This window comes from Ruminococcus flavefaciens (genome assembly GCF_900119075.1).
GTDB lineage: Bacteria > Bacillota > Clostridia > Oscillospirales > Ruminococcaceae > Ruminococcus > Ruminococcus flavefaciens_Q.
Map to the genome: position 1 here is coordinate 387,201 of NZ_FPIP01000003.1, position 24,992 is coordinate 412,192.

General features: G+C 46.9%; 28 protein-coding genes. 8 read left to right on the forward strand and 20 right to left on the reverse strand.

All coding sequences use genetic code 11. The annotated features are described in order from the left end of the window. Positions 1-155 precede the first annotated feature (155 nt). Entirely contained in the window at positions 156-680 is a 525-nt protein-coding gene (gene yajC, locus BT105_RS06730) for a preprotein translocase subunit YajC (protein ID WP_072299988.1), read from the forward strand. 55 nt (positions 681-735) lie between these two features. Continuing rightward, positions 736-1,137 carry a TIGR04086 family membrane protein gene (locus BT105_RS06735; RefSeq protein WP_072299989.1) on the forward strand — a complete coding sequence of 134 codons (402 nt, stop codon included), beginning with the start codon at positions 736-738 and terminating at the stop codon, positions 1,135-1,137. Here BT105_RS06735 and BT105_RS06740 read toward each other — a convergent pair. The 8 genes from BT105_RS06740 to BT105_RS06775 form a co-directional block, all read right to left on the reverse strand. Then, positions 1,131-2,741 (reverse strand): S1C family serine protease, encoded by a 1,611-nt coding sequence (locus tag BT105_RS06740; RefSeq protein ID WP_072299990.1) that lies wholly within the window; start codon positions 2,739-2,741, stop codon positions 1,131-1,133. The two genes, BT105_RS06735 and BT105_RS06740, sit on opposite strands and share 7 nt — an antisense overlap. 3 nt (positions 2,742-2,744) lie before the next feature. Beyond that, entirely contained in the window at positions 2,745-4,211 is a 1,467-nt protein-coding gene (locus BT105_RS06745; RefSeq protein WP_072299991.1) for a sensor histidine kinase, read from the reverse strand. 48 nt (positions 4,212-4,259) lie between these two features. Continuing rightward, on the reverse strand, positions 4,260-4,967 hold the full coding sequence (locus BT105_RS06750) for a response regulator transcription factor (protein ID WP_072299992.1): 708 nt from the start codon (positions 4,965-4,967) through the stop codon (positions 4,260-4,262). Between the two features lie 230 nt (positions 4,968-5,197). Continuing rightward, on the reverse strand, positions 5,198-5,890 hold the full coding sequence (locus BT105_RS06755) for a sporulation initiation factor Spo0A C-terminal domain-containing protein (protein ID WP_072299993.1): 693 nt from the start codon (positions 5,888-5,890) through the stop codon (positions 5,198-5,200). A 51-nt stretch (positions 5,891-5,941) separates the two neighbouring features. After that, positions 5,942-6,190, reverse strand: coding sequence for a zinc-ribbon domain-containing protein (locus BT105_RS06760; RefSeq protein ID WP_072299994.1), 249 nt, complete (start codon positions 6,188-6,190; stop codon positions 5,942-5,944). 120 nt (positions 6,191-6,310) lie between these two features. Continuing rightward, positions 6,311-6,526 (reverse strand): hypothetical protein, encoded by a 216-nt coding sequence (locus tag BT105_RS06765; protein WP_072299995.1) that lies wholly within the window; start codon positions 6,524-6,526, stop codon positions 6,311-6,313. An 80-nt stretch (positions 6,527-6,606) separates the two neighbouring features. Next, positions 6,607-7,533 (reverse strand): TIM44-like domain-containing protein, encoded by a 927-nt coding sequence (locus BT105_RS06770; protein ID WP_072299996.1) that lies wholly within the window; start codon positions 7,531-7,533, stop codon positions 6,607-6,609. A 38-nt stretch (positions 7,534-7,571) separates the two neighbouring features. Beyond that, entirely contained in the window at positions 7,572-9,200 is a 1,629-nt protein-coding gene (locus BT105_RS06775; protein ID WP_072299997.1) for a hypothetical protein, read from the reverse strand. A 262-nt stretch (positions 9,201-9,462) separates the two neighbouring features. On the opposite strand from BT105_RS06775, the gene BT105_RS06780 reads away from it, so the two are divergent. The 3 genes from BT105_RS06780 to BT105_RS15005 all read left to right on the forward strand — a co-directional run bounded on the left by BT105_RS06780 (position 9,463) and on the right by BT105_RS15005 (position 10,796). Further along, a complete protein-coding gene (locus BT105_RS06780) occupies positions 9,463-9,732 on the forward strand; it encodes a hypothetical protein (RefSeq protein ID WP_072299998.1) in 270 nt (89 codons plus the stop codon). Positions 9,733-9,890: 158 nt separating this feature from the next. Continuing rightward, positions 9,891-10,598, forward strand: a complete 708-nt coding sequence (locus BT105_RS06785; RefSeq protein ID WP_072299999.1) for a PspA/IM30 family protein — start codon at positions 9,891-9,893, stop codon at positions 10,596-10,598. 24 nt (positions 10,599-10,622) lie between these two features. Then, positions 10,623-10,796, forward strand: coding sequence for a hypothetical protein (locus tag BT105_RS15005; protein ID WP_177243942.1), 174 nt, complete (start codon positions 10,623-10,625; stop codon positions 10,794-10,796). A gap of 377 nt (positions 10,797-11,173) precedes the next feature. Here BT105_RS15005 and BT105_RS06790 read toward each other — a convergent pair whose 3' ends face one another. The 3 genes from BT105_RS06790 to BT105_RS06800 form a co-directional block, all read right to left on the reverse strand. Then, the gene (locus tag BT105_RS06790; RefSeq protein ID WP_072300000.1) at positions 11,174-13,660 is read right to left on the reverse strand and encodes a glycoside hydrolase family 9 protein; all 2,487 of its coding nucleotides are present in this window, start codon (positions 13,658-13,660) and stop codon (positions 11,174-11,176) included. Positions 13,661-13,778: 118 nt separating this feature from the next. Further along, on the reverse strand, positions 13,779-14,936 hold the full coding sequence (locus tag BT105_RS06795; protein ID WP_072300001.1) for a sporulation protein YqfD: 1,158 nt from the start codon (positions 14,934-14,936) through the stop codon (positions 13,779-13,781). Next, positions 14,884-15,195 carry a YabP/YqfC family sporulation protein gene (locus BT105_RS06800; protein ID WP_072300002.1) on the reverse strand — a complete coding sequence of 104 codons (312 nt, stop codon included), beginning with the start codon at positions 15,193-15,195 and terminating at the stop codon, positions 14,884-14,886. The genes BT105_RS06795 and BT105_RS06800 overlap by 53 nt, the downstream gene beginning before the upstream one ends. Before the next feature lie 58 nt (positions 15,196-15,253). Between BT105_RS06800 and BT105_RS06805 the strand changes: the two genes are divergently transcribed. The 3 genes from BT105_RS06805 to groL all read left to right on the forward strand — a co-directional run bounded on the left by BT105_RS06805 (position 15,254) and on the right by groL (position 18,530). After that, a complete protein-coding gene (locus BT105_RS06805; RefSeq protein ID WP_072300003.1) occupies positions 15,254-16,369 on the forward strand; it encodes a hypothetical protein in 1,116 nt (371 codons plus the stop codon). A gap of 150 nt (positions 16,370-16,519) precedes the next feature. Further along, positions 16,520-16,792 carry a co-chaperone GroES gene (locus tag BT105_RS06810; protein ID WP_072300004.1) on the forward strand — a complete coding sequence of 91 codons (273 nt, stop codon included), beginning with the start codon at positions 16,520-16,522 and terminating at the stop codon, positions 16,790-16,792. Between the two features lie 115 nt (positions 16,793-16,907). After that, on the forward strand, positions 16,908-18,530 hold the full coding sequence (gene groL / locus BT105_RS06815; RefSeq protein WP_072300005.1) for a chaperonin GroEL: 1,623 nt from the start codon (positions 16,908-16,910) through the stop codon (positions 18,528-18,530). A 207-nt stretch (positions 18,531-18,737) separates the two neighbouring features. On the opposite strand, the gene BT105_RS06825 is transcribed toward groL, so the two are convergent. The 9 genes from BT105_RS06825 to BT105_RS06860 all read right to left on the reverse strand — a co-directional run bounded on the left by BT105_RS06825 (position 18,738) and on the right by BT105_RS06860 (position 24,981). Then, positions 18,738-19,274, reverse strand: coding sequence for a hypothetical protein (locus BT105_RS06825; RefSeq protein WP_072300007.1), 537 nt, complete (start codon positions 19,272-19,274; stop codon positions 18,738-18,740). A 214-nt stretch (positions 19,275-19,488) separates the two neighbouring features. Beyond that, positions 19,489-20,109 carry a hypothetical protein gene (locus tag BT105_RS06830; protein WP_072300008.1) on the reverse strand — a complete coding sequence of 207 codons (621 nt, stop codon included), beginning with the start codon at positions 20,107-20,109 and terminating at the stop codon, positions 19,489-19,491. A gap of 11 nt (positions 20,110-20,120) precedes the next feature. Next, positions 20,121-21,407, reverse strand: coding sequence for a phosphoribosylamine--glycine ligase (purD, locus tag BT105_RS06835; protein ID WP_072300009.1), 1,287 nt, complete (start codon positions 21,405-21,407; stop codon positions 20,121-20,123). Between the two features lie 21 nt (positions 21,408-21,428). Next, positions 21,429-21,584: a hypothetical protein gene (locus BT105_RS15010; RefSeq protein ID WP_177243943.1), complete on the reverse strand. Its 156-nt coding sequence runs from the start codon at positions 21,582-21,584 to the stop codon at positions 21,429-21,431. Between the two features lie 47 nt (positions 21,585-21,631). Next, positions 21,632-21,913 carry a hypothetical protein gene (locus BT105_RS06840; protein ID WP_072300010.1) on the reverse strand — a complete coding sequence of 94 codons (282 nt, stop codon included), beginning with the start codon at positions 21,911-21,913 and terminating at the stop codon, positions 21,632-21,634. Positions 21,914-21,977: 64 nt separating this feature from the next. Then, the gene (locus BT105_RS06845; protein ID WP_072300011.1) at positions 21,978-22,487 is read right to left on the reverse strand and encodes a hypothetical protein; all 510 of its coding nucleotides are present in this window, start codon (positions 22,485-22,487) and stop codon (positions 21,978-21,980) included. 21 nt (positions 22,488-22,508) lie between these two features. Next, a complete protein-coding gene (locus tag BT105_RS06850) occupies positions 22,509-23,030 on the reverse strand; it encodes a hypothetical protein (protein ID WP_072300012.1) in 522 nt (173 codons plus the stop codon). A gap of 144 nt (positions 23,031-23,174) precedes the next feature. Then, on the reverse strand, positions 23,175-23,744 hold the full coding sequence (locus BT105_RS06855) for a hypothetical protein (protein ID WP_072300013.1): 570 nt from the start codon (positions 23,742-23,744) through the stop codon (positions 23,175-23,177). Between the two features lie 55 nt (positions 23,745-23,799). Then, positions 23,800-24,981, reverse strand: a complete 1,182-nt coding sequence (locus BT105_RS06860; RefSeq protein WP_072300014.1) for a phosphoribosylaminoimidazolecarboxamide formyltransferase — start codon at positions 24,979-24,981, stop codon at positions 23,800-23,802. Positions 24,982-24,992: the final 11 nt, after the last annotated feature.

The following is a 24,992-nucleotide window of genomic DNA, read 5'->3' on the forward strand; positions in this document are numbered from 1 at the left end:
TACACAGGAGTCGTTCCCGTTATGGGAACGGCTTTTTATATATACAGATAATAAAAAAATACGAAAAATCGCCTAAAAGTACTTGAAATATGATTGCGGATATGATATAATAATTCTCGTATGAAATACAAAATAAAACCGAATGGAGAATAATTATGAATAAGAAGCTTATATCTTCACTTGCTGCGGCTGTTTCTACAGCTGCTATGGCAGGTTTTACAGCTATGAACGCTTTCGCTGAGGGCGAAGCACAGGGCGCAGCTGCTGACGGTCAGGCTACTGCACAGGCAGGCGCTATGGGACTTGGCGGTATGCTCATTCCTCTCGTCATCATGTTCGCACTGCTTTATTTCGTGGCTATCAGACCTCAGAAGAAGCGCGACAAGGAGCTCAAGGAAATGCAGCAGAGCCTTCAGGTAGGCGACGAGATCGTTACAGGCGGCGGTATCGTTGGTATCGTTGTAAGCGTTGGCGATGACACAGTCGTTATCGAAACAGGCGGCGCTAAGCACAAGCTCAGAATAAAGAACTGGGCTATCACAGAGAATGTAACTGCTATTGAGCGCATGAAAGAGGCTAAGGCTACAGGCAAAAAGACCGCAGCTCTTGAGACTGCTGCTGTAGTTGACGATACTGAGGATAAGAAGTCCAAGAAAAAGAAAGCCGACGAAGAAGAATAAAAACAGAAACCTCCGCATAGAATTCCTATGGATTCTATGGCGGAGGTCTTTTTTTATGGGCAGACACAGAAAAAGTCTATGGACAAACAGTGGGCTCAGCATGGCTGCGGCTGTATTACTTGGGCTTGGCTGTACAGGAGCAGCGGCGGCTGCGCTTGCGGCTCTGCTGTTTTACGTGATGAAGGATATGTCTATGGCAGGAGCATTTGCAGGGGCGGCTCTTGCACTCGGTGCTTATACGGGAGCCTTTGTATTCGGCAAATACAGACGGCGAAAGGGGCTTTTTGGCGGCTCGCTGTGCGGTGCGCTGATGTATCTGGTCATAGCGGCGGCAGGCATTGCTCTTACGGGAGAGCTGACAGGCATAAAAAAACTCCTCCTGCTTACCGTTTTCGGCGCAGCAGGGGGAGTTGCAGGTGTCAATTCAAAGCGTCCCAGGAATCTTCGGGATCAGTAATTGCCCGAGGTGTCTTCCATGAGCTTGAACTCTATGTTGTAGTAGTCTATTTTGCCTTTTTTATCCACATGAGCACAGGTAGCAGGAACTGTATCGCCTGCCTCGTACTGGCTGCTTATGGTGTCGTAGAGCTCGTCGTAGGTGCTGACGGTCTTGCCGTTTATCTCTGTGATAAAGTCGCCTGCCTTGAGCTCGGTCTTGGCGATATCGCTGCCTTCGTCAATACTGTCGATGTAGATGCCCTTGAAGTCCTCGGGCAGCTCATAGCCAAGCACTTCTTCGAGAGCCTTACGCTTTTCCTCAGTCTCCATATCACGGAGTCTGATACCGATACGGAAGCGTCCACCTACGAAGCCGTTCTTAATGAGCTCCTCGATAACAGGGGAGGCTTCGTTGATAGTGATAGCAAAGCCAAGTCCCTCAAATTCGGCGCTTACGTATTTTGAAGATGTGATACCGATCACCTGACCGTACATATTAACCAGCGCACCGCCTGAATTTCCGGGGCTGATGTCTGCATTGGTCTGTATGCAGTTCATCTCAAAGCCTGTGGAATCGCTGCGGATCTTGCGGTTTACAGCTGAAACTATTCCGTCTGTAACGGTATTGGAGAGGTTTGCAGGGTTGCCGATAGCGATGACCTGCTCACCTACCATAGCCTCGTCTGAGTCGCCTAAAGTAGCAGGTGTGAGATCCTTTGCGTTGACCTTGATAACGGCAATATCGGTTTTTGCGTCTCTGCCGATTATCTTGGCGTCGTAGAAGTCGCCGTCGTTGGTCTCGACCTTATGGAAACCGTCTGCCTTTAAAACATGGGCGTTTGTGACGATGTAGCCGTCCTCGTTGAGAACTATTCCCGAGCCTGTGCCCTCGGTCTTTTTTGCCATATATCCCGCATAATCGGAATAGGTGTATATCTTGACGATAGAGGGCTTTACAAGTGAGGCAACGCCCTCGGGAGTATATTTGCCGTTTTCGTCCTTGAAGTTCTCCTCGTCATTTGCGCCCTTTGGCTTTGACTCCTTGTAGAGCACTACCTGCTGGGGATTGCCTATCTTGTCCACTATCTCATCGCTCTTGACGATATCGTGGATAATGCCGAATATTGCTATACCTGCGGCTATCAGAATGAGAATGAGGAATAGTGCGGCAATAGTTTTTTCGCTGGTGGGACGGCTTTTCCTCTCTGAGAAGCCGAACTCGTCAGAGCTGTTCTGTCCGCGGTCAGCCTCAGGGAAGCCTATGGGCTCGTACATGAATCGGTCGTATACGGGACGTCTTGGCTGCTGGTCGTAGCCGCCGTTATTATTATATCCCTGCTGACCGTATCCGCCCTGCTGCGGAGCGCCGCCGTACTGATTATAGCCGCCCTGTGCTCCGTAATTATTGGGCTGGCTGTAGCCGTTCTGCTGACCGTAGTTATTCTGCTGACTGTAGTTATTCTGCGGCGGAGGTGGAGGGCTGTTGTATCTGTCAGGCTCGTTTATGCCCTGCATACCGCTGCCGAAGCTGCTCTCGGAGGAGGGCTTTTCATGCTTTGGGACGTAGGGCTGCTGATAATTGCTCCCGTAGGGAGAATTATTGTAGTTGTTGTTTTCGTCCATTGTTTATCCTTTCCTTTGGGGCTGCTTTTCGGGCAGCTGAATGAGAAACTCGGTATATTCTCCCACAACGCTCTTGACAACGATGTGACCGTGGTGGAGATGAACTATCTTTCTTGAAATGGCAAGTCCGAGACCGAGTCCCGTGGTATCCTTGCCGCGTGACGAGTCTGTCTTGTAGAAACGGTCAAATACCTGAGTTATCTCGGTATTTTTAAGTCCCTCGCCCGTGTTCTTAATGCCTATGGTACACATACCGTTTACGGAACGCTCGAAGCGGAATGATAGTATACCGCCGTCGTTTACGAACTTTACGGCGTTTTCCACAAGGTTGTAGACTACCTGCTGGATAAGGTCTGCGTCTACCTCGCAGGTCATACGGTCACTGCCGAGACCTTCTACTTCAAGGTGCTTGTCCTCTATCTTCTTCTCGAACATGAGGACGGTCTGTATAACTATCTCTGTAAGGTTTACGTCGCGGAAATTCGGCATAAGAGTACCTGTTTCAAATCGCGACATATTCAGCATCGAGGAAATGAGTATCCTCAGACGCTTTATCTCCTTTGAGACGAGCACAAGGTACTCGTTCTGCTTGGATTTTGGAATAGTACCGTCAAGTATGCCGTCTACGAAGCCGCCTATGGTAGTGATAGGCGTCCTCAGCTCGTGAGAGACATTGGCGATGAAGGTCTTGCTGGTCTCCTCGCTCTTGGCGACGTCTGCGGCGACGGTATTCACGTATTCTGCGATCTCGGGAGTAGTATACGGCACGTCCGTGGGTATCTTCTCGGAGAAGTCGCGTCGTGCATACTGCTCGCTGATGCGTTTGAAATCATTCTCATAGTTTGAGAGCTTGTTGAATTTATGCCTGATGACGAAAAGCTGGATAAATATGCTCAGTGCGCATATCAGAGCATATACAAGAGTCAGCTTTACGGAAAACGAGTTGATATCGTCGGATTTGGTGTAGAACTTGGCAAACATTCTGGTCGGCACAAGGTCGTTTTCGCCTTTCAGGAAGAAGCAGGTGCCGTAGAGCATATAGGGCTGGTCGGCGGAGATGTTCTTCGTTTCAAGGTTGAGGAAATCCTTGGCGCTGAGCCTTTCAAGCTCTGCTTCGGATATCTTTGAGGTATTCTTTACTACCTTTTTTGGTTCCTCGTTGTAGTCTGCGTCTGAGAGGACGCAGTTTCCGTCTTCGTCGTAGATGTATATCATCAGGTGGTATTCCCGTGAGAATACCTCATGAAGCTTTTTTATATTTGCTGAACGGGTATCATGGGTATCGGTGTAGTCCCTCTGCATGGATTTGGTGAAGAGGTCGCCGATCGACTGAAGGTCGTTGAGCTTAGAGGATTTGTAGAAAGATGAGCTGACCGTTATTGCCGCGATACCGATAAGGATATTGATCGATATCATTATGAGAACGAGAAATATAAAGAGCTTATCGTATGAGCTTTTTTTGCTTTTCAAGGGTATCACCTCTATACAAAACAAGGGGACAGATGTCCCCTTGAAGAATTATTCCTCTTCCTCTGCTTCAAATTTATATCCTACGCCCCATACGGTCTTAAGAGTCCATTTATCGGAAATGCCCTCAAGCTTTTCACGGAGACGCTTGATGTGTACGTCGATAGTACGTGAATCGCCGTAGTACTCAAAGCCCCATACCTCGTCAAGAAGCTGGTCACGGGTATAAACTCTGTTTGGATTTGAAGCAAGGTAATACAGAAGCTCGAGCTCCTTTGGCGGAGTATCGATATTCTTGCCGTTTACCTTAAGCTCATAGCTGTCCATATTTACAGAGAGCTTGTCGTAGTGAACTTCCTTCTGCTCGGGCTCTGCCATACCTGTACCTACGCGGCGTGTAACAGCGTTGATACGTGCGATGACCTCCTTAGCGTCGAAGGGCTTTACTATATAGTCGTCAGCGCCCAGTTCGAGACCGATTACCTTGTCGATAGTCTCGCCCTTGGCAGTGATCATTATGATCGGAACATTTGATATCTTTCTTATCTCACGACATACCTGCCAGCCGTCCTTGCCGGGCAGCATGATGTCAAGAAGCACCATATCAGGGCTCAGAGCCTTGAATTTTACAACAGCGTCGTCGCCGTCGTGGCAGAGAAGCACGCTGTAGCCGTCCTTTTCGAGATATAGTCTGAGAAGGTCGCAGATGTTTTTGTCATCGTCAACTATCAGGACCTTTGGATTTTTTTCGTTAGCCATTTGTTAATACCTTCCTTCCGTATAAAACATATACTTCCCCTTATTTTTGCGCTTTGCAAAGAAAGTATTTTTTGCCCCTAAATCAAGTTATTATGCAGACAAACAGGAATGCCGCCTACACAAAAGATATTAAAATTATTATAACTCAGTTTTACGAAAATGTCAATCAAAAATAACCGATTTTTGAATATGTGAGATAATTTTTGACAAATTCACAAATGCGGAGCTGTTTATTTGTAGGGTTTACGAAAAAAAGCGTCACAAACAGCACAAATGAGTTCCGTATTTGTGGGCTTTTGAGTTATCTGGCAGTCTGTGAGACCGGAAAGAGTGCCGTTTTTGCCTGCCGCTTCACCGAGAAGCCGCAGGGAGCGCTCTACAGAAGACGAGGTATTGGAGAAACATTCCGCAGTCTCCGCGTAAATGCCGCTCATGCCGCCCCACAGTCTTTCGGGAGCTCTTATGCACAGCTCGCAGGCTTTGGCAAGACAGCAGAAGCCGCTGAGCCTGCGCGGGAAGCCTGTTTCTTCGAGGAAAAGCTCGATACGGGGCAGGAGCTCCGCAGGATAGTCGAGCCGAAGCATTACTCTGTTGCAGAGAGTATTTACAGAGCAGGGCATGGTGACGCACTGAACGGCGCCTGCCTGCAGAAAGGCTCTGCGGATACTGCCGAGAGAGGTGTAGAGCCCTGCAAATACGGATATACCGCGGCTTGCGGCGGAGGCTATGAAGCTCAGCAGCCTTTCATCAGGGCGGAATGCGAACAGCACGATACCCTTGTATCCGCCGCTTTGGAGGCAGTTTTCCATGACGGACAGGCTGTCGCGGCAGCAGTCCGACGGTATGCCCATATTCATGAATTTCCGTGCGATAACCCTGCCAAGAGCGGCTGTGTTGTCACAGATAAGAAGTTTCGTAGCCATATTTTCACCGATATATTCAGGGCTCCCGTTTTTTCGGGAGCCCTATGTGGTTTATTTTGTCTTTTGTGAAAGTGCGGTTATATTGTCGATAGCCCAGTCGAATGTATCTGTGGTTATTATAGAGCCGCAGTACGGACACTCGGCGGTCTGGTTGATATTCACCTGTGCGCCGCAGTGTGGACAGGTCTGGGTGGTAACTCCCGTTGAGGTCTTTGTTTTCACGCCTGTAGTCCTTGTCAGCGTCCACTCGTAGGTGAGGAACTTCTCGCTGACCTCGCTGCCGCTGACGATAGCTCCCATAACGTCGTCCTCTTTTTCGGGCTCGGGCTTTTTCTTTTTGGGCTTGCGGTGGTATTCGATAGTCCGCTTGATAGAATCTTTGAGGGACGAAAGTGCTACGCCGATGGTTATGACGATTATTCAGGCGAGTATGGCAAGAAGCCAGAATTTCATCTCGCTTTTTGACTTGCACATGGTGCAGCCGTCACAGCTGAAGCAGCCGTCGCCGCTGCTGCTGTCACTGCCGTCTGCTGTATACTGGGGAGCAGTGGTGTTCTGCTCCACCTGCCAGTTGCTGTCGTAGCTGAAATCCTCGTCACCTGCGTAGCTGCCGAAGTCAAGACCTTTGGCGTTCATCGGCATGACCAGCAGACAAATCGCCGTCAGTATCAGCGGTATTATGCGTTAAATTTTTTTATATCATATCCCCGAAGCTTTTATCTTGTCTGCTGAGAGAGTGCCTTGATGTTTGTTACTACCCAGTCGAAATTATCTGTTGTAAGAACTGACTGGCAGTATTCGCATACGGTCGAGTGGTTGATATCTACATGAGCGCCGCAGTAAGGACAGGTCTGCGAAGTAGTGCCTGTCGAGCGTGATGTAACGACGCCTGTTGTACGAGCCATTGTCCACTCATAGGTCATGAACTTCTCCTTGGTCTTGCTGCCGCGGATAACCTTGCCTGTGCGGTCGTCAACAACGTAGTCCACGATTCGTGTATTGAGTTTTGCTATCATGATATCAAAGCCGTTTTCCTGCTTCCAGCCGAGGAGCTCAACTCCGAGGACTGATATGCGGTCAATGCAGTTTGTCTCAAAGCGCTGACGGTGAGCGTCAAGCTGTCTGTCCATCTGCGCGAACATTGCGTCTGACATATACGGGCGGAGTTCGCTGATATTCTTAGCCTGCCAGTCGTTCTGGAATCGCACATAGAGATTTGCAAGCTTCTCCTTGAATTCGGTAGGCGAGAATGAAGGATCGACTCCCGAATATGAAGCAACACTCTTCAGCGAAGCCGGTGAGGTAGGCTGTATGTGAGGAGTATTCACAGGTCTGTTGGACTTTTTGCCTGATTTCAGCAATGAAGGACCAATTATAAGTATAAGGAATATGAGAATGATTATCCAGTCGTCGTCGGAGCTTGAACTGCCGCTGTGATGACCGCTGTAGGAGTAGTCATCATCGTCCCAGCTGCTTCCCCAGTCGCTGCCGCTGTCCCAACCGCTGTCACCGCTGTCCCAGCCGCCTCCGAAGTCGGAATCACCCGAGAAGTCGCCGAAATCCAGTCCTTTTGCACGGACAGGCACAATGATAAGTCCAAGTATCAGAACTATCATTGGTATCAATCTGAGTATTTTTTTCATAATATTTTCCCCCTATATCATGATGATTTGAAGAGATACTATTTTCTTTCAAATGTAGGTACTTTATAATCTTTGCCATAAAGTTCTTTGTAAGTTTCATTTGTACATACTATATATGTATTTATAGTTTCTTTCCTGTCTTTGAAAACCCTTGAAGCAGGCAGAGAATAGGCAACAGCAGTATATTCTGCTTTTATATTTAGTTCCTCGCATATTTCGTGTGTAAAAAACGGATTATTACAAATAATAAAGTCAGGATTTCCTTTTGATCTTATTCTTGCTATCTCTTCTTTTTTTTCTTCTTCAGAAGGAAGAATATGAGTTATGAAAGAATAACTGTCAAATGGTCCATAATAAAAAATATGGTCAAAATATGGATTTGCAGAGATACATTGTCCGATAGGATATATATACCATCCAGCTAAAAATTTTTTATTGGTTAGATTTTTAGATTTTATCCATTTGGCGAGATCTTTACTGGGATAATATGCACTATTAAAATCAGTATAATAACAGCAGCCGCTCCAGTACAGATTTATAGATGAAAAAATCATAGCAGCGCCAAACATGATTATTTTGGCTAATTTTAAAGATATTTTTGCTTTTTCAAAAATCTGAGCAATTATTTCTGTTTTGATTTTTTCTTTATCTAAAGATATCCATAGAACGTATAATAAATATATCAGAAACATTCCGAAATGATGCGGCATTATGTAAACAGATGTTAAGATGGAAAGGAAGAAATACGGTACAAACAATTCAAAGAGCATTTTTCTTTTCTTGCCGATGAAAAAAAGACATATCCAGAGCATTAGAGAAAAGAGTGCTGCGGTCAGTGTTTCGTATAATGGATTTATCTCCGACTGCATCAGATATACATCTGAAGAATAAGAGGTTATAAGTGTTTCGGAAGGTATAAACAAGAAACTTAATAATAAACAAAAAAGATAACTGTGTTTTTTGATTGAAATATCTTCTGAGGCGTAAGTATCACTTCTTGGTATGATGTTGATTATTAAAAATACAGCAATTGTAAGAAGAATAACATAAGAAATCAAAAGCTTTTTATTACTTATTACGTTCATTATGCATTTTTTTATACTGTGCTTATGAAACGCCTCACTTAAAAGGTCAGCAATTACGATACCGCCTGCAAAGGCGATGCCATATGAATGCAGCGAACACATAAAAATAAGCGAAAAGCAATACACTACAGGTTTATTATAACGATCCTTATAAAGCATTGCCGTAAGCAGTACCGACAGCATAAGAAGTATATACGGACGTGAAATAACACTGTACTGATAAAGCAAAAAGTAGCTTAAAGGAATGAGCGTTCTTGTTATCCTGCTGAATGGAGAACGAAATTCGATAAGGAAAAGTACTGCTTCAAAAAACAAAAAATTAATCGCTTTTATAGTTAATTCATAAGGCAGACCAAGTTTTATTGCTAATTTCAGTATTATATGCCATAAAGGAGGATGTCCTTCATAATGTGGCCAAAAAAAGAATATATCATGCCATGAAGCGTCTCTTGCAATAAGGTATGCCTGTGCTTCATCAAACCACGGTTCGTGAAAAATTAGTCCTATGATGACTAAAGTTGAAACGATAGCTATAAGAATAAGTGATATAATATTATCTTTGTTTTTCAGCGATTTTATCATTTATTATTCCTTTCAGTTTATCTAAACTATGTATATAATATTTTTATATGCTTGTTATATTATAACATACTTTATCTGTTTTGTCACACGAAATGCTGTGTCATTTTATACAAAAAATCCTCTCGTTTTTTGTTACAGGAGCGTAATCGTCAAAAAATCGCAACTGTATTTTTGCACTTTTTTACCAAAAAATATTGACAAATCCATAAATTCAAGTTAAAATAGTAGTCGGGGATCATTTTTTTGAAGGGAGCGGCTTTCCATGATATCTATTAAAAATGAGGACTTCTGTGAAAATTATGAGCTTTTTGAGAAGCTGTGCTCTATGACGGGCGAGCCTATCAGGCTTGTAAAGGACAATTGCTCAGATATGATAGTAATGACAGCCGATACCTTTGAAAAACGCAGGAAAATGCTTGATCTCCGAGAAAAAATCCTCGGCGCGGACGCCGATACGCACCTAAACTTTGAAAACGACGGCATCAAAAAGCTGGGGCAGTATATCAGCGAACTGGAAAAAAACGGGGAATAATCTGGTAATAATGCGTTCACAGATACTGCTGATAAATGAAAATCAGATGAAATCAATACCCTTTTTGTTGACAAGTAAATTATAATACAATATAATGGACTTGTGATACAGGGGGTGTGTCATGAAGCATTCTTACATGAAACAGGAGGATCATTATTATGGGAATTTTTGCAAGATTAAGCGACCTTCTCAAGTCAAACGTAAACGACCTTATCGACAGAGCTGAAGATCCTGAGAAGATGGTCAAGCAGGTCATCATCGACATGCAGACCGAGCTCACAAAGGCTACTCAGAATTACGGCAAGGCTAAGGCAAGTGAGAGACTTGCTGAAAAGAAGTACCTTGAAGCTGAAAAGATATCTGCCGACTGGGAGGCAAAGGCTAAGCAGGCTCTCGCCAAGGGCGATCAGGAGCTGGCTAAGCAGGCTCTCGCAAGAAAGGTCAAGGCTGACGAGGACGTTTCTAACTATAAAGAGATGTATGAGTCTATCTCTGACCAGACCGAGGCTATCGGCGATCAGGTAGAGGTGCTCAAGTCAAAGCTTGAAGAGGCTAAGAGCCGTCAGGCAATGCTCATCGCACGTTCACAGATGGCTGATACAAAGAAGAATCTGGCAAAGGCTTCGGGAAGCTTCGACGGCAACTCGTCTTTTGAGAAGTTCCAGAGAATGGAAGAAAAGATAGAGCGCAAGGAGGCTGAGGCTGACGCTTTTTCTGAGATAGCAGGCGACGCTCTCTCAGGCGGCAGCGGTGATGACCTCAAGGACTCATTTGCAAAGCTTGAATCAGACGCAAAGGTAGACGCAGAGCTCCAGAGACTCATGGCTGAGATGAACGGCGGCGCTGATTCACAGGACGCAGAATAAAACCAACGAAAAGGACAAAACATTATGAGCCGCAAGAATAAAGACGACTATTCCGCAAAGAAAATGTTCAGGGATTCAGTGCCTGTTATCGGTGCTATATGCCTTGTTATCGTATCAGTATCATACATACTTTTCCGCAGCTGGAGCAATAAGCTCTATTATGAGAAGTGGAAGGAATACGAGGACTGCGGTATCTGAATAAGACATAAAAGCTCCGAAAGCATAACCATGATACTCATATAGAAGTTTTATAATTATTATTGAGAGAACCCCTTTTGAAAAAGGGGCTTCTCTCAAACTCTCTCCCTAAAACTTTCGTTTTGTTTTTTCACAGATAGGGCGCTCCTGCATTTTGCAGGTGTTTTTTTATTTAAGGAGCGCCCTATCTGCGAAAAAACCAGATAAAAGTCTTTGGAAAGGGGTATGGGGGAGAACCTTTCCTCAGAAAGGTTTCCCCCATAATTAACTGTAAGCTTCTATATAAGTGTTGCGGTTAAAGCTTCGGAGCTTTTCAAATTTCCGGTCAACGCTGCAAAAAAGCTCCCCGATATATTCGGGGAGCTTTCGATGTTATCTTACTTTGTGTTTGGGAAGAGGCTTGTTCTCTTGTTGAGAAGGAACTCCTGAATAAAGAGTGCGTCGTTTGATGTAATGCCGCGTACATTCTTATCAACGTCTGCATTGGTATAGCCATCTTCTGTGAGGTGGTTCTTGTCAGTACCGTTTATGCCGTACTTGTTCGGGTTAGCAAGTGACTGCATGATAAGAACGACGTCTGACATATCAACTGTGCCGTCGCAGTTTGCGTCGCCGTATACTACACTGTCAACAGGCTCATTTTTTCCGCCTGAGTTTGGCTTGCTGTCTGTTGTAGTTGTTGTATTGCTTGTTGTAGTAACTGTTGTACGCTGGTCAGTAACTGTCGTAGTTGTAGTACTCCCAGTTGTTGTGGTGGTTGTTGTAGAAGTAGTTGTAGTAGTGGTCTTGTTTGGCTGCGGAGCAGTAGTTGTTGTTACCTTTGGAGTATCGCTGCCTGTGCCGCCGAGACCGTCAGCCTTTGTGCCGTCGGGCTCCTCGCCGTAGTAGAGCTTGCCGTTTACGTATACAGGAACATAAGGAGTGATAACGCCTACAGCAGAGCCGTCAGCGCCCTTTGCTGTCTTGCCCAGGTCCTTAGCTGACCAGTCGTTTGATGAATCCCAGCCGCTGCCGTAGTCAGGCATTACAAGTGCAAGGAGTATCTCGCACTGCTGCTGTCCCTCGGAAATAGGAAGAACAACTCGTCCGTCGGGGAGATTTACCTCGATGTAGTAGATGTCTCCGCTGTACTGGATAGGCTTGGATATCTCAGCTGTCTTGTAGCCCTTGCCCGAATACATAGCGGACTGGTCACGGTCACAGCGGATAACGAGGTCCTCGGGGTTCTTGCCCTGAGCCTTTACCTCGCTGAGGTCCATATAGTATCTGAATGAGATGTTGTCCTGTACTCTTGCAGGCCATGCGGAGTGGTTAGTTACCTTGAAGCTGATAGTCTGTCCGCTTGATTCAGCGCCCTTTGAGAGTACCTCAACGTAGAACTCGGGACCGTCGTGAACTTCCTTCTGTGGGAAGCTTGGGTCCTTTGTGCCGCCGTACTTGTCTACCATTTTACAGAGCATAGCTGTGAAGCCTGCGTTATAGTCTGTAGCTACCTCGTTGTTGATGAAGTCCTGACGGTCGTCGTGGTATGAGCCGTCCTCATTAGGACCTCCTACGAGAGCGCCGTAGAGGATATGTCTTGTCTTATCAGGTATCTTCAGGTCGTTCTTCCATGAGCCGTGAGCTGTACGGTGGTGAGGATTCTGAGGATACTTGTCGCCGAAGCCTACAACGTAGCTCTGCTTCAGCGGATTGTCGCCGAGAGCGTAGTTTACCTGAGTCTCAGCGAAATCTGTGTACTTGTCAGCCTCTGACTTGAGGATAGTATCGCTTGCAACAGTTGAGATGAAAGCAGCTGTGTTAGCGTATCTGAGACAGCCCCAGTTGCTGAGCCAGCGGAGTCCGCCGTCTATCTTCTTAGCTTCCACGCCGTTTACCCAGCGGTCACAGTGCTTCTTAACGTGAGCGATAGCGCTGGAGTCGTTGGTATTTATAGCGTAGAGCAGCATAGCGCCCTGCATATTGTCGTCCCAGCAGTGTGACCAGCCGTAAGCGAGAGTATCGCCCTCGCCCAGCATTTTGCCGAGATTAGGAATGTAGCCCTTTGCGTCAGCAAGGTAGCTCTCGTCCTTTGTAGCGATGTAGAGCCAGTTTGCAGCGTAGAAGAGCTCGTCATAGAAGTGGCTTGACTGATAGAAGCCCTGAGCGTCGCTCTTATTGTAAACATCGTCGCTTGGAGATGTCTTTGCTATCTTGTAGATGTTCTCAGCGTGCTTGATATAGTCAGCCTTCTTTGAAGCGTCTATATCGCCGTCGAGAGCTGCCGCACCTGCTGCGAGAGCAGCTGCCATTTCGCCGAATACAGCGGAGCAGCCCTTGGAAGCTGTGAGTGAAGCTCTTGCCTCTGCAACGGAATGTCCGTTGTCCTCCATACCGTATTCCAGAAGCTCAACAGGTCCCCACCATGTATGGTCGTGCTTACCGATACCTACCTGATATACTATCTCTGTGCCCTTGTCGCACTCAGCGAGATAATCCAGAGCGAACATGAGGTTGTTCTCATAGGTCTGCTTGAGCCCTGTCTTTTCAAGACCGTCGGGGTACTGATAAAGTCCCCAAGCCAGCATTGAAGCCGAGTAGGACATAGGCAGGTTGAACTTTACGTGGTCGCCTGCGTCGTACCAGCCGCCCAGTACGGGGTCGCTCATAGCCGAGTCAGCCTTCCACTCAACTCTGTTCCACTCGGGGAGCGGACCTGCCTGCTGTGCCTCATAGAAGAACAGCGACTTATCCAAAGCGTCAGCGTAGTTGAACTTGCTGTCAGCTGCGTTTACAGTAGTCATAACACCTGCGGGCAGAGCCGAAACTGATGTCGATGCCAGCAGGACAGCGGAAAGGATTCCGCCTGTCAGTTTTTTTAGCATTGTAAAACTCTCCTCTCATAATATATTGCTCCGCTCTGCGCGGAGCTTCCTCACGAGTATACATAGCTATACAATGTTATTATGCCACAAAATACCGTTCATGTCAAGGCTTGCGGGTTCATTTTATGAAGATATCCCTTTGCTCGCAGATACTGCCCTCCAGCCTGTATGCGGCGCGGAGAGTGAGAGCACCGTCGTTTGTTTCTGTGATGATATCGCGGCTGAGTATCTTTGTGCCGTCACCGAGGAAGTTGTTCTCGTAGAGATAGACGCGCTCCATGAGCTTTTTTGTGAGCTCCTCCTCGGTGTAATCCTTTTCGGTGACAGTTGTTTCAGCGACAGTCCGTGTTTTTATGCCGAGGGGCAGCTCGTGCCCGAAGATAACGGCGTTTTTCTCCTCTGTTTCCGAGGCTGCGGAGCTGTTTCTTTTGCCGAAATAGAGGGGGATATCGAGACTGAAAAGCCGCAGGGTGCGCTGAGTATCGGTCCTGCCTGTGGGAAGGGCTTCTTCTGCGTGAAAAGGAGCGGAGAAGCTGACATTTTCCTCATATATGCCGCGGATATCTCCCATAGCATGATGAACGAAGGTGCGTCCGTTCTCGGTCTCGTCAACGCCGCTGATGAGGATAGTTCCCTTGGGAACGTAATCTCCCACGATATGCTTCAGCTGACCGCTTCGGACGAGGACGGAGCTTATCTCGGCGTTTCGGCTGGCGACTATGTTGCAGGGGACGCGGTCAAGGAGCATTTCGGGTACGTGCTCCACCTCGGTGACCTGCACCACTAAGCGGCTGCCTGTGTGGCGGATACCTGCCCACGCCACGTCGTCTATCATAAGTCGGAGCTTGTTCTCGCAGTAGGGGATATTTATTTTGCAGACGGGTGTTCCAGCCTTAATGTTCAGCTCTTCGAGAGCTGAGAGTATGACTTCGTCGCTGACAACGGAGTTTCCCTCGATTTCGATAGTGACAACCACCTGCGAGAAGTACAGAGCCGCCGTAAACGCCAGCAATACGCCGACGAGAAGTCCCAAACGCCTGCGGTAGCGGAAAAGCCGCGCGGAAAGGCTGTCATATTCGGCAGTTTTCAGCTCTATGCCGCAGCTTTTCGCTATATCCCGAATCTCACTCAAGTCGCGGCGGTAGATATCAAAGTAAAAGACCTCGCCTCGGCAGAACTGTCCGCGGCAGTCTATCCTGTGCTGATGTATGGCGTTGATGAACCTATTCAGTTGTTTCCCTTTGGCGTTTATCCTCATGCTTCTCTTCATTTTCATGACGTCTGCTCCTTTCCGTGAATTCGATATTTTCGATACAGCCGCGGATAACAAGTCCCCCTGTGCGGAAATCGTATGCTCGTAAATCACTGCCGCGGATATTTATGTAGAGACCTCCCGACAGAAGCCGCATGAAGACCTCGTTGTATTCCTCTATTCTCTGGCAATTGTCGATGATAAGCTCGTTGTTTCCCGAAATATGTATGCTCGTATTAAGATAAAGAGTCTCCCTTGTGAGCTCCGCAAGCCATTCAAACATAAGCTTCACTCCCGTATATTTTTTCATTTCCAATAATATGATTTATGGGGTGATGATTATGAAAAAATACGCCGAAAAAGCCATAAAAGCCGCAAAAATAATGGCGATATCGGCTGCATTCGTGTATTTTCTCGGCGATACGGGCGGAGCTGCCGAGGCAGTAGGGGAGAGCATTCAGCGCTGCATAGATATCGTTATACCGTCTCTGTTTGCCATGATGATAGTATCCTCCATGATAACGACAAGCGGTATGACAGCGCTTATGCCGCGCTGTTTCGGACGGCTCAGCAGGCTTGTTTTTGGCATCGAAGGCAGTGAGCTGCCTGTATTTACCTTTGGCATGATAGCAGGCTATCCCGTGGGGGTGAAAATGCTATGTGAGGAGTGCTCCTGCGGCAGGCTTGACAAAAGACGGGCGGAGCTCCTTTCGGGGCTTTGCTTCGGAGCAGGTCCTGCCTTTATTTTCGGCTGTATCTCGCGGCAGCTCTACTCGTCACGCAATGCAGGGCTGGTCATACTGATATCAACAATTTCCGCAAATATTATCCTTGCTCTGCTTCTGTCGGTGCCGCTGCGCAGAACTGCGGGGGCGCGGAGCGTCCCCCGCAGAGTGAGCATATCGGCTGATATGCTCACCGACTGCGTCCTGCGCAGCGGCAGGGCTATGGCAGACATATGCATTATGATAGCGGCGTTTGCAGCCGCAAACGCCGCCCTTGCCCGAACAGGCGCGACGGCAGCAGCAGGTGAGCTTCTGGGGAAGCTCACCGACCTCGACCGCATACGCGGCGAGGTATTAGTCGCCGCATTTTTAGATGTTACGAATATCAGCAAGCTTCCCTGCGGCGACTGGCTGCTGCTGCCGTATATCAGCGCCCTGACTGCATTTGGCGGAGTCTGTGTGCTGTGTCAGCTAAGGGCACTGACCGCAGGAAAGCTTTCAATGAAATACTTTATAATAATGAGAAGCGCAGCGGCAGTTCTCAGCTTCTTCATATGCAGGCTCATAATGCCTTTTTTTATGACGGGAGAAGTTACAGAAGTCATGTTGCCGCGGATAAGCAGCGCAGGGAACAGCTCCCCTGTGCCGTCGGTAATGCTTATCATAATGACGGTTATGCTGATATTGGAATTTGGCGGCAAAAGCAGCTTACAGCACACAAAAAGCTGCTGAAAGTTGAATTATTTGTGTATAGTGCCAAAAATTGTGAAAGCTTGCAGAAAAGGCTTGATTTATTGTAAAAAGGTGGTAAAATATAATTAGCACTCGGAGAGAAAGAGTGCTAATCTAAACTGTTAATTATTATTTTAGGAGGTATATATCATGACTATCAAACCTTTACAGGACAGAGTAGTTGTTAAAATGGTCGAGGCAGAGGAGACCACAAAGAGCGGTATCATTCTTTCAGGTTCAGCAAAGGAAAAGCCTGAGGTCGCTGAGGTCGTTGAGGTAGGTCCCGGAACCTCTGATGTTAAAATCGAAGTTAAAAAGGGCGACAAGGTGCTCATCTCAAAGTATTCAGGCACAAATGTAAAGCTTGAAGGCGAGGAGTTCATCATCGTAAAGATGGAAGACATTCTCGCTACTGTTAAGTAAGAACTATTGTAGGGAACGCCGTCCCCGGCGTTCCGAATATACAAATGACTTATGCATGGAACGGCGAGGCGCCGTTCCCTACAGATTTAAATATAATTAAAAGGAGAATAATATCATGGCTAAGGATATAAAGTACGGCGAAGACGCAAGAAAGTCACTTCAGGCAGGTATCGACAAGCTTGCTGATACTGTAAGAATAACAATGGGACCAAAGGGCAGAAACGTAGTTCTTGACAAGAAGTTCGGCGCTCCCCTTATTACAAACGACGGTGTTACTATCGCCAAGGACATCGAGCTTGAGGACGCTTTCGAGAACATGGGCGCACAGCTCGTTAAGGAAGTTGCTACAAAGACAAATGACGCTGCAGGCGACGGTACTACAACTGCAACTCTTCTCGCTCAGACTATCGTTCGCGAGGGTATGAAGAACATTGCAGCAGGTGCTAATCCTATGGTGCTCAAGAAGGGTATCGCAAAGGCTGTTGATGTTGCTGTAAAGGCTATCATTGACAACTCAAAGGCTGTACAGGGCACAGAGGATATCGCTAAGGTAGGTACAGTTTCTTCTGCTGACGAAAATGTTGGTAAGCTCATTGCAGAGGCTATGGAAAAGGTAACTTCTGACGGCGTTATCACTATCGAGGAAGGCAAGACTGCTGAGACCTACAGCGAGGTAGTTGAGGGTATGCAGTTCGACAGAGGCTACATCTCACCTTACATGGTTACAGATACAGACAAGATGGAAGCTGTTTACGACGATGCTTTCATTCTTATCACTGATAAGAAGATATCTTCTATCCAGGAGATCCTTCCACTTCTTGAGCAGATCGTAAAGATGGGCAAGAAGCTCGTTATTATTGCAGAGGACGTTGAGGGCGAGGCTCTCACAACAATTATCCTCAATAACCTCAGAGGCACATTCAAGGTTGCAGCTGTAAAGGCTCCGGGCTTTGGCGACAGACGTAAGGAAATGCTCAAGGATATTGCAGTTCTCACAGGCGGCGAGGTAATTTCTTCTGAGCTCGGTCTTGAACTCAGCGAGACTACTATCCAGCAGCTCGGTCAGGCTAAGCAGGTAGTTATCCAGAAGGAGAACACTATCATCGTTGACGGTGCAGGCGATAAGAAGGCTATCGAGTCAAGAGTTCACCAGATCCGTGCAGCTATCGAGACTACAACATCTGATTTCGACCGCGAGAAGCTTCAGGAAAGACTTGCTAAGCTTGCAGGCGGTGTTGCAGTTATCAAGGTCGGCGCAGCTACAGAGATCGAGATGAAGGAAAAGAAGCTCCGTATCGAGGACGCTCTTGCAGCTACAAAGGCAGCTGTTGAAGAGGGTATCGTAGCAGGCGGCGGTACAGCATTCGTAAATGCTATGCCTGCTGTAAACAAGCTCGTTCCTACACTTGAGGGCGACGAGAAGACAGGCGCTAAGATAATCCTCAAGGCTCTTGAAGCTCCTGTACGTCAGATAGCTGAGAACGCAGGTCTTGAGGGCAGTGTTATCGTTGACAAGATAGTACGTTCACGCAAGGTAGGCTACGGCTTCGACGCATACAACGAGGTTTACACAGACATGATACCTGCAGGTATCGTTGATCCTACAAAGGTAACAAGAAGCGCACTCCAGAACGCTGCTTCTGTAGCTTCAATGGTTCTTACAACAGAGAGCCTTGTTGCTGATATCAAGGAGGACACACCTGCTGCTCCTGCAATGCCAGCAGGCGGAATGTATTGATAATCAGCTTGCTGATTATCAATTCGGAATTTGGAATAATAAAAAGGCGAACCGAAAGGTTCGCCTTTTTATTATTTTATATTCAGCTCATCAAACGCTTCCATAAGGAATGAAAACTCCTTGGGCAATTCATTCCTGAAATTATTATCACAGTTTATATGCCTGATATTATCAGCCGCAGCGTTTTTTTCATTGTCAACGGCAATCTTATAATATATCCAGATATGCAGGACTTCCGCAGTCACTTTCCAGAATGCATACATATGCAGTTCCTGTTTTATTGGCTTTGAATGTATATCCGAATTTTTCATGGATATGCGAGTGGTAGTAAGGCTGGTCTGTCTCCGTTAAAATGCTGTCATTAGCAGGGACAAAAACACTGCCTTTATATTTTATAGTGCTTCTTTCAGTGCTTCTGACGATTATATTACCGTTTTCATCTTCTTCTGCAAGGACATAGTTTGATTTGCTTCCCATTGAGCCTGTACCGTTGTTCAGTATGGTGACCGTATCTTTTTTTACTTCAAGACATGGGATATTATTGAAATTATGTGTTTTTACAGCGTCATAAGCAAATATACTGCCTGCAATTAACGCAAATACTCCAAGAGGGATAAATGACAATACGATTCGCTTTTTGTTCTTTTTAACACAGCCGATTATCAGAAGTATCAGCCATAAGGCTCCGCAGACTGCGCCCACAAAAAGAAGCGTTAGATATATCATTAATGCCGTTCCGTCCATTTTACGACCTCCTGATCATAACTTATTACATATATTAGTTATTATACAGCCAAATGAATGAATTGTCAATTTAAAATGCCTGAGCGCTCTGGCTGAGAAAAAACAGATAAAAGTCTCTGGAAATGGGTTCGGGGGAAGCCTTTCCTCAGAAAGGTTTCCCCCGATAAATAAATATAAGTTCCTATATGAGTATCACGGTTAAAGTACAGGCTTTTTAGTCGTCAACAATTGTACTTTTGAATTCAGCGACTCTTGCCCTGTCTCCGTGGCAGTCGACTTCTATCTCGTCGTTTCTGATAAGTCTTGCGATAGAATAGAACATTACCGCATATGCTACAGCGTTGACAAGGATACTGAAATAAATTCTTATTCCGAGGATATTTCCGAACATTCCCGCAAACATCATAGCAATGCATATGATGACCATGAGTTCAAGCTTTTTCTTGTCCTTGTCCAGCTGTAAAAATGTAAGGCATACAAAGCCCGAAATAGCTGAATGGAATATTGCAAGGGCTCTGGAATAGGGGCGGTAGAATTCAAACCTGTAGGCATTGAGTTCCAGCACCATCATTACTGCTTCGAGGATTATATACAGTGTAAGGCACAGCTTCATAAGTCCTCTGAACCTGATAGACGAGGATATGAGCCAGTCGCCGAATATAAACGCTCCGAAGCCCGAAAACTCCAGACCGTATGCCAGATATTCCAGTATTGCGGACAGCAGCGAGCCTGCGTTATAGGTAGTGTAAAAGATAAAGCACACTATACTGAATGCAAGAAACAGGATATTTCCGATAATGCAGAATTTTATTCCGCTGTTTAGACGTTCATGCATGGCGAAGCTCCTTAACCGAGAGCCTTGAGCGCTCTCTGTCCGATGTCTTTTCTGTAGTGTGCGCCCTCAAAGCTTATCTTTGAAACTCCCTCGTAAGCCTTGTCAAGAGCAGCCTGTAAGCTGTCGCCCTTTGCGGTCACACCGATAACACGTCCGCCGTTTGTGAGGAACTTTCCGTCGTCGGAGAGCTTGGTGCCTGCATGGTACACGAAGCAGCCCTCGACCTGTCCCTTTTCGTCAAAGCCGTTCATTTCAATTCCCTTAGGATAGCTCTCGGGATAGCCGCCGCTTGCCATAACTACGCAGGCGCAGCTGCCTTTGTGCCACTTGATATCGACCTTGTCAAGCTGGTGGTTGTAGATAGCCTCGAATATCTCGTAAAGGTCAGCGTCAAGCATTGGGAGAACTACCTGTGTTTCGGGATCGCCGAAGCGGCAGTTGTATTCAATGACCTTTGGTCCCTTTGGAGTTATCATAAGTCCGAAGTAGAGACAGCCCTCAAAGGTGCGTCCCTCTGCATTCATAGCGTTCATGGTAGGAATGAATATCTTTTCCATGCATTCCTTTGCGATATCCTCGGTGTAGCAGGGGTTAGGCGAGATAGTTCCCATACCGCCTGTGTTGAGTCCCTTGTCGCCGTCGAGAGCTCTCTTGTGGTCCATCGAAGATATCATAGGCACCATTGTCTTGCCGTCTGTGAAGCTGAGAACGGATACCTCTGGACCTGTGAGGAATTCCTCGATAACTATACGTGCAGAGCTCTTGCCGAATTTGAGCTCGTCTATCATCTCATGTACAGCGGCAGCAGCCTCCTCCTCGTTCTGAGCGATGATAACGCCCTTTCCGAGAGCAAGACCGTCAGCCTTGATAACAGCAGGATAGCTGTTCTGCTCCTTGAGATAAGCAATAGCCTTGTCGGATTCAGTGAAGACCTCGTAAAAGGCTGTAGGGATATTGTACTTCTTCATGAGTTCCTTGGAGAACACCTTAGAGCCCTCGATGATAGCGGCATTTGCCTTAGGACCGAAAGTCATGAAGCCCTCTGCCTGCAAAGCGTCCACCATACCGAGTACAAGGGGATCGTCGGGAGCAACAACTACCATATCGGGCTTGAGCTGTTTTGCGAGAGCTACTACGCCGTCGACATCTGTAGCGCCTACATTGAAGCATTCAGCGTACTTTGAGATACCGCCGTTGCCGGGTGTGCAGTAAAGCTTGCCTACCTTGGGGCTCTCAGCCAGCTTCATGATAATGGCGTGCTCGCGTCCGCCGCCGCCTACTACTAATACGTTCTTCATTGGGAAATTCCTCCTGTATATTTAAGATAAAGTATCTTCCGTGTTGATATTTTCACCGCTATATGGCGGATATGTGGGCTTTTCAGCGCCGTTGTAAAGCTCTATGGCTCCGCAGCAGTAAAGAACTATCGTTGCGGCAGTTGAAAGCAAGCCCGTAACAGCTCGCGGACGTGACAATATGTTTATAAGCAATAACTCATACTGAGATGTTCTCAAGCCTATTATCAGACCTGCTGCATTGGAGAAAACGATGAAAGCAGTGAAAAACCTGCCGTAAGGATAATAGTTATCAGTCCGCGCTGCTTCTGCATATCCTTTTTGCCGAGATCATAAAATGCCAGTATGCATTTCGGCAGAAGCGCGATAAGGAGCGAAACTGCGGATATTATTATCGCAATGCCGGAAAGCTCTTTATCCAGCAATGATGAGTTCCCGAGCATAAGCCAGAAAAGCTTTTGCAGGGGCTCACAGCATAATATGAGCATATCCAGTACAAATTTTACCACAAAAAATGCAGCTGCCAGACGAAGCGCAGTATTTATGCCGTGCCTTTTTCCATTAGTGTTCTCCTTATGCAGGGCTTTCGGAGTTCTTTAAAGCTCCGCCGTATATCTCCACAGCGCCGCAGCAGCATATCATGACAAGCGCCATACAGCTAAGCACTCCCGTGAAGCTTCTTGCGGAATTGATAGACGATACTGTGGATATGACCTTTTCACCGTACTTATCCGCAAGGGATAAAAATACAGTGCGGTGAAGTATAACGGAAGTGAGATAATCTGTAAAGAACATCAGACCTGCTGCGATCACGGTTATGATGCCTCTTTTTTGTTTCATATCGGTTTTGGTATAGTTTACCGTAGCAACTATTCCTATGGGAGCGGAAATTATAAGGGCTTCGATAATAAGCCCCATTTTTATATCCGTTGGCAGAACGTCCTGCTGAAGCTTTTCGCCGAAAAGAGCTGTATGCACTGAATAGTAGTTATTCAGCACAAAGAAGATATCCAGCGCAAGCTTTGTAATAGTGAGAAGAACTGCGACGATTTGTGTGACTCTTAGTATATTCGGTTTTGACATTGTTTCTCCTTTATTTGGTGATTATTTGTATTTCAGGTGCTTAACGTGTCTGTCCTCGTCTATTCCGAGAGCGGCAGCCGTGCAGACCAGCACGAGTGCTCCCACAAGGAAAATGCCAAGGAAGAAATTTATATATTCAGTGCGCTGAATGAGCCAGCCCTCTGAGATATACTTAGTCATTGATGAATGTGAAATGAGCAGAGCTATGATATGCTCGGCAATAAAGCCTGCTATCCAGAGAGCAGGTGCGGCTTTAAGGGTGCGTTTGCATCTCTTTGCGGAAAACGCCCAGCCCACACAGCTGAGTATGTATATTATGAACGGGAGCCATACTGCTTCGGAAATACACAGCAGAGCCTTGCATTTGCCTGATATCATCATTTCGGGGTGGACGGGGACATAGTCGTCGCCCGAGCCTGAGAAAAGTCCGAATATGCCGCCTGACAGAATATACATCAGTACAGACAGCAACATATAAAGTCCGCAGAGAAAAGCGGCAGCTATATAGAGCTTTTCCAGCTTTATGGAATTATAGTTTCCCATTATATCTCCCCCCTGAAGCGATATAACACGCAGTATTTATCCCATGTTTTGCATATACAAGTATAGTATAACACAGTACGGGGAATTTTTCAAGAGCTTTATTGAGTTATTTTCACCGTCTGCGATAGGGGAGATAACGGTGTTTTAACTGGTTTTAATACTTCCGAGGAGTTCTGATATCTTGCTCTCGACATAGCCGAAATTGGTGCTCTCGGCGTATGCGCAGAGGTACTTGCCGTTAAAGTCTGCAAAATAAGTTCTGCCGTGGGTATTGTCGTCTATAGCCCATTCGTAGTAATAGAAGGTCATTGCCGAGGTAGCAGCTGCTCCCGTGAAGACGATATCCTTATTATCAGCGTTCATAACTATATCCTGAGCGCTTTTGCCGCCGTGGTCGTCGTCTGATACATAGACGCTGATACCGCAGGTGTTTATCTCCTTATCCACAATGAGCTGCAGATCGCAGGCAGCTTCGCTGTTATCGCCGTTCCATTTCCAGATATTCGGATCTGCATACAGCGAAAAGCCCTCGCCGCTGTAGGTGCCGTTTTCGTACTTGGCGCCGCTGCGGACGTTTTCCGTCATAATGACATCTGATGCGGCTTCCGTTGAGCTCTCCGAGGAGTTGGGAGCAGCCTTCTTTTCCATACAGCTGCCCATTGTGAACAGCATCAGCGAAGCAACCATAACAGCTGTTATCCTGTATTTTTTCATAATATCTCTCCATAGTAAAGGCTGCGGTCATATCCTGACCGCAGCCCGTAGGTCATTAGTGGTGGAACAGGCGGATACCTGTGAATGCCATTGCGATGTTGTACTTGTTGCAGGTCTCGATAACGTTGTCGTCACGGATAGAACCGCCGGGCTCTGCAATGTACTCAACGCCTGACTTCTTAGCACGCTCGATGTTGTCGCCAAATGGGAAGAAAGCGTCTGAACCGAGGCAAACGCCTGTGTTCTTGGCAAGCCATGCCTTCTTTTCCTCGCGTGTGAATACGGCAGGCTTTACCTTGAAGATACGCTGCCACTCGCCCTCGCGGAGAACGTCCTCGTACTCGTCACCGATGTAAACGTCGATAGCGTTGTCGCGGTCTGCGCGGCGGATATCGTCAACGAACTGGAGTCCCATTACCTGTGGGGACTGTCTAAGCCACCAGTTGTCAGCCTTCTGACCTGCAAGACGTGTGCAGTGGATACGGGACTGCTGTCCTGCACCGATACCGATAGCCTGTCCGTCCTTTACGTAGCAAACGGAGTTGGACTGTGTGTATTTAAGTGTGATAAGAGAGATAAGGAGGTCGTCCTTCTTGTCGTCGGGGATATCCTTGTTCTCTGTAACAACGTTAGCGAGAAGCTCGCGGTTGATGTCAAGCTCGTTGCGTCCCTGCTCGAAGGATACGCCGTAAACCTGCTTTGTCTCGATAGGAGCAGGCTTGTAGTTCTCGTCCATTTTGAGAATGCAGTAAGTGCCCTTTCTCTTGGACTTGAGTATATCCAGAGCCTCGGGCTCATAATCGGGAGCGATAACGCCGTCTGATACCTCGCGCTGTATCATCTTTGCTGTGCAGACGTCAACCTTATCTGAAAGAGCGATGAAATCGCCGTAAGAGGACATTCTGTCAGCGCCTCTTGCTCTTGCGTAAGCGCTTGCAAGGGGAGTGAGCTCGCCAAGGTCGTCTACCCAGTATATCTTCTTGAGGTCGTCGCTGAGAGGTCTGCCGATAGCAGCTCCAGCAGGAGATACGTGCTTGAATGAAGTAGCTGCGCACATACCTGTAGCAGCCTTCAGCTCCTTAACGAGCTGCCAGCCGTTGAAAGCGTCGAGAAGATTGATATATCCGGGCTTTCCGCAGAGCACCTCGATAGGGAGCTCGCTGCCGTCAGCCATATAAACTCTTGAAGGCTTCTGATTCGGGTTACAGCCGTATTTTAACTGCATTTCATTTGACATTGTTAATGTCC